This window comes from Frankia gtarii, from assembly GCF_025403375.1.
GTDB lineage: Bacteria > Actinomycetota > Actinomycetes > Frankiales > Frankiaceae > Frankia > Frankia gtarii.
The window spans coordinates 54,700-60,902 of sequence record NZ_JAMPTM010000010.1; the positions used below are offsets into that span (position 1 = coordinate 54,700).

Annotated in this window: 6 protein-coding genes; 5 read left to right on the forward strand and 1 reads right to left on the reverse strand. The window is 70.9% G+C overall.

The window, feature by feature from the left end; genetic code table 11:
• The first annotated feature begins 27 nt into the window (after positions 1–27).
• Positions 28–1,041, forward strand: coding sequence for an LLM class flavin-dependent oxidoreductase (locus NBZ83_RS03485; RefSeq protein WP_261574317.1), 1,014 nt, complete (start codon positions 28–30; stop codon positions 1,039–1,041).
• A 31-nt stretch (positions 1,042–1,072) separates the two neighbouring features.
• Here the strand turns inward: NBZ83_RS03485 and NBZ83_RS03490 are convergent, their stop codons facing one another.
• Positions 1,073–2,497 (reverse strand): TetR/AcrR family transcriptional regulator, encoded by a 1,425-nt coding sequence (locus NBZ83_RS03490; protein WP_261574318.1) that lies wholly within the window; start codon positions 2,495–2,497, stop codon positions 1,073–1,075.
• 275 nt (positions 2,498–2,772) lie between these two features.
• On the opposite strand from NBZ83_RS03490, the gene NBZ83_RS03495 reads away from it, so the two are divergent.
• The 4 genes from NBZ83_RS03495 to NBZ83_RS03510 all read left to right on the forward strand — a co-directional run.
• Positions 2,773–3,690 carry an NAD(P)-dependent oxidoreductase gene (locus NBZ83_RS03495; RefSeq protein ID WP_261574319.1) on the forward strand — a complete coding sequence of 306 codons (918 nt, stop codon included), beginning with the start codon at positions 2,773–2,775 and terminating at the stop codon, positions 3,688–3,690.
• Positions 3,691–3,767: 77 nt separating this feature from the next.
• Positions 3,768–4,595, forward strand: coding sequence for a mycofactocin-coupled SDR family oxidoreductase (locus NBZ83_RS03500; RefSeq protein ID WP_261568333.1), 828 nt, complete (start codon positions 3,768–3,770; stop codon positions 4,593–4,595).
• A gap of 191 nt (positions 4,596–4,786) precedes the next feature.
• A complete protein-coding gene (locus tag NBZ83_RS03505) occupies positions 4,787–4,999 on the forward strand; it encodes a ferredoxin (RefSeq protein WP_261574320.1) in 213 nt (70 codons plus the stop codon).
• A partial coding sequence (locus NBZ83_RS03510; RefSeq protein ID WP_261574321.1) for a cytochrome P450 occupies positions 4,996–6,203 on the forward strand: 1,208 nt, incomplete at its 3' end. The genes NBZ83_RS03505 and NBZ83_RS03510, both read left to right, overlap by 4 nt.

Genomic DNA, 6,203 nt, shown 5'->3' on the forward strand with positions numbered 1-6,203 from the left:
CCGCCGCACAGTAAGGAGCGAGCGAACATGACTGTTGCCGCCCTCCGCTACGACTTCCGACATCCACAGTCCGCGCCGTCGTCCCCGGCGGCGCGCTATCGGACCTGCCTCGAGCAGTGCGCCTGGGCCGAGCAGCATGGGTTCGGCCGCGTGGTGCTCTCCGAACACCACGCCCTCGACGACGGCTACCTGCCCTCGCCCCTGGTCGTCGCCGCCGCGGTGGCGGGCGCGACGAGAAAGCTGACGGTGCAGGTGGCCGCCGCGCTCCTGCCGCTCTACGACACGGTCCGGCTCGCCGAGGATCTCGCCGTGCTCGATCTCGCCAGCGGCGGGCGCGTCGAGGTGGTGGCCGGCATCGGCTACCGCGACGTCGAGTTCGCCATGTTCGGCGTCGACCGCTCCGGACGCGGCACGTACATGGAACGCCAGCTGCACGACCTGCTCGACGCCTGGGCGGGCCGGCCGGTCACCGCGCACGGCCGGGAGGTCGTCATCACCCCCCGGCCGGCGAGCGATCCGCGTTCGCTGATCTACGTGGGCGGCGCCAGCGAGATCGGGGCCCGCCGGGCGGCAGCCCTCGACCTGGGTTTCGCCCCGGCGCTGCCCGACCCCGCCCTGTACACGGCCTACACCGACGAGTGCGCCCGACTCGGCCGGGCCCCGCGTCGCATCATCCCCGGCTCCACGCACGGCTTTCTCTTCGTGGCCGAGGATCCCGAGAAGGCCTGGGACGACTTGGCCCGCTTCGCCGTGTACGAGGCGGTCGCGTACTCCGCCGCGAAACCGGAGTCGGAGCGCTCCAGCGCGACCGTGGTGGGGGCGGACCTGGCCGCGGTGCGGGCGTCCGGCGTCTACCAGGTCGTCACGCCCGACGAGTGCGTCGCGCTCGCGCAGGCGCTGGAACCCGACCAGCCGCTCGTGTTCCACCCATTGATGGGCGGGATGCCACCGGAGCTCGGCTGGGCCAGCCTGGAGCTGTTCGCGGCGAAGGTGCTCCCCCGGCTGGCCACCCAGCTGACCACCCGGCCGACCACTCGGTAGGGCGTCCGATGCCGCCGCGTCCCTGCCGGGCTCACCCGTGCAGGGAGTCGCCCAGGATTCCCCTGCCGAGGAACAGCCGCTGGCAGGACAGGATCTCGTCGCGGGTCAGGACGCTGTGACGCAGCCAGCCGTTGTAGGGCAGCTCGGTGAGCAGGGTCCACAGGATGATCGTGCCGGTCCGGGCCTCGAGCGGGGTCGCCGCCGGCCAGCGTCGTGCCAGCTGCGCGGTGATGGCGTCCAGATAGGCGCGCAGCGCCCGCGCCGCGGGCCACAACGGCGGGGTTTCGACCATCTCGACGGTCCAGACATGGAAGACGGTCCCGTGCTGCTCGACGATCCGCAGCCACTCGTCGAGCCATCCGTCCAGCTCTGGCCCGGTGCCCACGTCAGCGAGCCGCTCGAAGTGGTCACGGGTCCGGACGGCGGCCCGGTGCGTCAGGGTGGTGAACAGGGCGGTGCGGTCCGTCCAGTACTGGTAGAAGCTGCCGTGCGCGACGCCGGCGCGGGCGATGATGTCGTTCACGCTGGTTCCGGCGAGTCCCCGCTGTTCGAAGGCGGTGACCGCGGCCACCAGGACCTTCTCGACGGTCGATCGCCCCCGGGCCGTGACGACCTTGCGCAGGCCCGGCTCGGGGGCGGCCTGATCGTCAACGGCCGGCCGCCCCGGACGGGCAACGGCCGGCCGCGCGGCGGGGGTCGCACCGGGTCCGGAGGCGTGGGCGTGGGCGGCCGGGAACACCGCCCGATGGATGATGCGGGCGAGCGTGTCGTGCAGCGCCTTCTCCTGGGCGGCACGCCCGGAGCCGCCGGCGTCGGCGTCGAGGACGATGTGGGCCCATTCGACGACGCAGATGATGGCGATGGACAGGACCCTCGTGTCGACGTCGCGGGTGTCGGCGAACGCCAGGCGCCCGTGGATGAGGGCGCCGAGCTGGCGCAGGTACTCCTCGGACGGGTTGTCCACCGCGGGTTCGTCCTCGAGCGGCCAGTCCGCGAACACCGAGGAGTGGCGGCGCAGCACGGCGCCGAGCTCCTCCAGCCAGCGCTGGAAGGCCGCCAGGCCGGCGCGGTCCGCCGTGAGCGTCGGCATCGCCGCGAACAGCGCGATCAGATCCGCGCCCAGCTCCTCGAACAGGATCCGGAAGATCTCCTGCTTGCCGCGGAAGTACTGGTAGACGGCGGTGTCGGAGCGGCCGGCCACCTCGGCGACGGCCTGGATGCTCGTCGCGTGGTAACCACGCTCGACGAACAGCAGGCGGGCGGCGTCGAGGATCTCCCGGCAGGCGCGCATCCCGTCCGGGCCGATGGTCGGGCTCACCGGGTAGGGGGCGCGGCGCGTGCGGGGCAGCAGCCGCAGGCCGGCGACCGGGCTCTCCTCCCCGAAGGGCCGCCCCCGGTCCGGCGGGCGGGTGCGCGGTTCGCCGTCAGTTCGCGTGGCGGGAACCGACTCGGACATCGATCACCGCTCCCTCTCAGACCCGGCCGGCGGGAGCCGAGGCGGCGGCCGGGACGTCCCCCCGAAGTCTATGCGGGACCGATTCCCCACAGCCCGATGATCGTTTCATGTCGGCATTTCGGAGGAAAGTTCACCCAGAGGGTTCCAATGTGACAGGCGTCTTAGTAGTGTCTGACGTCACAGATCGACCGGGCTACACCGCCCAGCCCGCCACCGGCGGCATCAAGCCCGCCCGTTTTCCGGCCTGCTTCACTGCAACCGGGAGGAGCCGTCTCATGTCCGTCGCGCAGCCTCGAGCCGACAGCACCGATGCCTCACCCTCCGGCGCCTCACCCGCTGACGCCTCACCCGCCGACGGATCGCCCGCCGACAGGTCGCCCCTCACGGTGGGATTCATCGGCGCGGGATCGATGGGGGCGCCCATGGTCGAACGCCTGCTCGCCGCCGGCCACGCCGTCCACCTGTACGCCCGCCGATCCGACGTCTCCGCCCGGTTCACGGACCTGGGCGCGCAGCTCGGGTCCTCGGCCACGGCGGTGGCCGGCGCGGCCGACGTGCTGATCGTCTGCCCGTTCTCGCAGGCCCAGCTGTTCGAGATCCTGGTCTCCGGCGGTGCGCTGGCGGCGATGCGTCCGGGGTCGGTCCTGGTCCAGCACGCGACGGTGTCCCCCACCGCCGTTCGCGAACTGGCCGCCCAGGCAGCCGCCGGCGAGGTCGCCGTGCTCGACGCGCCCGTCAGCGGCACGTCGGACTCCATCCGCGCCGGGCGCCTCACCGTGCTCGTCGGCGGCGACAAGGACGCGGCCGACCTGGTGGAACCGCTGCTCGGCGCCTACAGCGCCACGGTGGTCCGCACCGGCGAGGTCGGGTCGGCGTCGATCGTGAAACTCGTGAACAACCTGACGTTCGCCGCGCACGTCCAGACCGCCATCGCCGCCGACACCCTCGGGCGTTCGCTCGGGCTCGACACGAACCTGCTGATGGGCGCCCTCAGCGTGTGCAGCGCGAACAGCGCCGCGATCCAGGCGCTCGGCATCCTCGGCAGCCCCGAGGCGTTCGCGCAGTTCGCCCTTCCGTATCTGCGCAAGGACGTCGCCCTGATCGAGCAGGTCGCCGCGGACCTCGGCCTCGACGTCGGTCTCCTCGGCGACATCGTCCGCAACGGCCCGGCTGTGCTGACCGGCGACTCCTGACCGGCGGCTCCTGACCGGCGGGGCACCCGCACCATCCCGGCACAACCCATCCCGCAACCCCCGCGAAAGGAACAGTCATGGGCTTACTCGACGGCCGCGTCGTCTTCATCACCGGCGCGGCCCGCGGCCAGGGCAGGTCGCACGCAGTGACCTTGGCCGAGCAGGGCGCGAACATCGTCGGCGTCGACATCTGTGCCGACCTCGACGACGTCCCCTACTCACTCGCCACGATGAGCGACCTACAGGAAACCGCCCACCTGGTCGAGAAGACCGGCCAGGAGATGGCCATCCACCAGGCCGACGTCCGCGACCTGGCCGCGTTGCAGGCGGCGTTCGACGCCGGGGTGGAGCGGTTCGGCCACATCGACACCGTCCTCGCGAACGCCGGTGTCATCCTCAGCAACACCCAGGAGCGCGACGCCTCCGCGGCGCTGCGGCTCGGCCTCGACATCATGCTGATCGGCGTCTGGAACACCTTCCAGGTCGCGATCCCCCATCTGAAGGAGCGCGGCCAGGGCGGCAATCTCGTCGCCACCAGTTCGATGGCCGCGCTGCTCGATCTGACCGACGGCCGCGGCGGGTCGGACGCCTACAACATGGCGAAACTCGCGGTGACCGGGCTGGTCCGGTCCTACGCGAACCTGCTCGCCCCGCACCGCATCCGGGTCAACGCGGTCGCCCCGACGAACTGCTCGACACCGATGATCGTCGACAATCCGGCGCTGTTCGCCGTCATCGAGGAGAACCAGCACCTCGCCAACGCGATGCAGACCGCGCTGCCCGACTTCCCGATGATCGAACCGCGCGACGTCAGCCAGGCGATCCTCTTCCTCGTCTCCGACAACGGACGCACCTTCACCGGAAGCCTGCTCCGGGTCGACGCCGGAATGTCCGTCCGCCGCTAGCGGACCGACGCCCCGCGCCCCGTCGAGGGCCCGGCGGCACCGAGCGCACCACCCCGCACATTCACCTGTTCCGTCGGCGACCCGTTCTCGGCCCGGTCGGGCAGCACGTCGCCGACGGTTCCAGGCAACCCCGAAGAGACGATCCCGAAGAACGGCCTCACCGAGATATCCGAACGGGCCCGAGGTGACTGATGAAAGTTGTTGTTGACCCGGAACGCTGCCGTGGGCACGCCCGCTGCCTGACGATCGCGCCGGACGCGTTCGAGTTCCTCGACGACGAGGACCGGACCATCGTCCACGACGAGGCGGCAGCACAGGCGGGAATCGCGACCCTGCGCGCGGCCCAGGTGGAATGCCCGGAACAGGCGATCACCATCGAGACTGGAGAGGACGGCTCGGCATGACCACGGTCCAGCCTGAGGCAACCGGCGAATCGACCGGCATCGACCATCATTCACCGTACTTCCGCGAGCACAACTACGAGATCTACGAGGACTTACGGGGGAAGTGCCCGGTCGCCCACTCCGACGCCTGGGGCGGCTTCTGGATGTTCCTCGACCACCAGGACGTCTACAACGCCGAGCAGGACACCGACCTGTACAGCTCGGCGATGGAGAAGGGGATCCCGCTGGCCGGCAACCCGGACCCCCTGATCCCGATCGACACCGACCCGCCGTATCTCCAGCAGTACCGGAAGATCGTGCTGCCCTGGTTCTCCCCTGCCGCGGCCAAGCGACTCGAATCGACCTTCCGCCGGATCGCCACCGAACAGATCGACGAATTCATCGAGACCGGCGAGGCCGACATCGTCCGGCAGCTGACCACGCCGCTGCCGGCCCGCTGGATCCTGCAGATGCTGGGCTTCGACGACAGCCGCTGGGCGGACTGGGTGGCGTGGGTCCACGCCACGGTGCACGACCGCTCGAACGCCCCCGAGAAGGCCATGGACGCGGTCATGAACGTCTACACCAACATCACGGCGGAGATCGCGCTTCGACGCACCGAGGGCTACCGCGACGATCTCCTCAGCACGATCATGCAGGGGGAGGTCGACGGGGCGCCCATCCGCGACGAGCTCGTGATCGGCTTCGCGTTCCTCATGCTCCTCGGCGGGATGGACACCACCAGCGGCCTCACCGGCAACGCGCTGGTACGCCTGGTGGAGCAGCCCGAACTGCGCCAGCGGCTCATCGACGAGCCGGCCATCCTCCCGAAGGCGACCGAGGAGTTCCTGCGCCACGACACCCCCACCCAGGGGCTGGCCCGGATCATGACCCGGGACGTCGTGGTCCAGGGCCAGCAGCTGCACGCCGGCGACCGCATCCTGCTGATGTACGCCGCGGCCAACCGCGACCCGAAGGTCTTCGCCGATCCCGACACGATCGACTTCGACCGCACCGGGAACCGGCATCTGGCCTTCGGCGCCGGGGGGCACCGCTGCCTGGGCTCCAACCACGCCCGCACGATGTTCCAGGTCATGATCTCCGAGGTCCTCACCCGGCTGCCGGACTACACGATCGACGGCGATTTCGAGCGGTTCCCCGACGCGGGTGACGTCTACGCCGTGCGCAGCCTGCCGATCCGCTTCACCCCGGGCCCCCGCTCCAC

Coding starts and splice junctions, on each gene's coding strand:
- NBZ83_RS03485 (WP_261574317.1), top strand. CDS start 28: ATGACTGTTGCCGCCCTCCGCTACGACTTCCGACATCCACAGTCCGCG.
- NBZ83_RS03490 (WP_261574318.1), bottom strand. CDS start 2,497: ATGTCCGAGTCGGTTCCCGCCACGCGAACTGACGGCGAACCGCGCACC.
- NBZ83_RS03495 (WP_261574319.1), top strand. CDS start 2,773: ATGTCCGTCGCGCAGCCTCGAGCCGACAGCACCGATGCCTCACCCTCC.
- NBZ83_RS03500 (WP_261568333.1), top strand. CDS start 3,768: ATGGGCTTACTCGACGGCCGCGTCGTCTTCATCACCGGCGCGGCCCGC.
- NBZ83_RS03505 (WP_261574320.1), top strand. CDS start 4,787: ATGAAAGTTGTTGTTGACCCGGAACGCTGCCGTGGGCACGCCCGCTGC.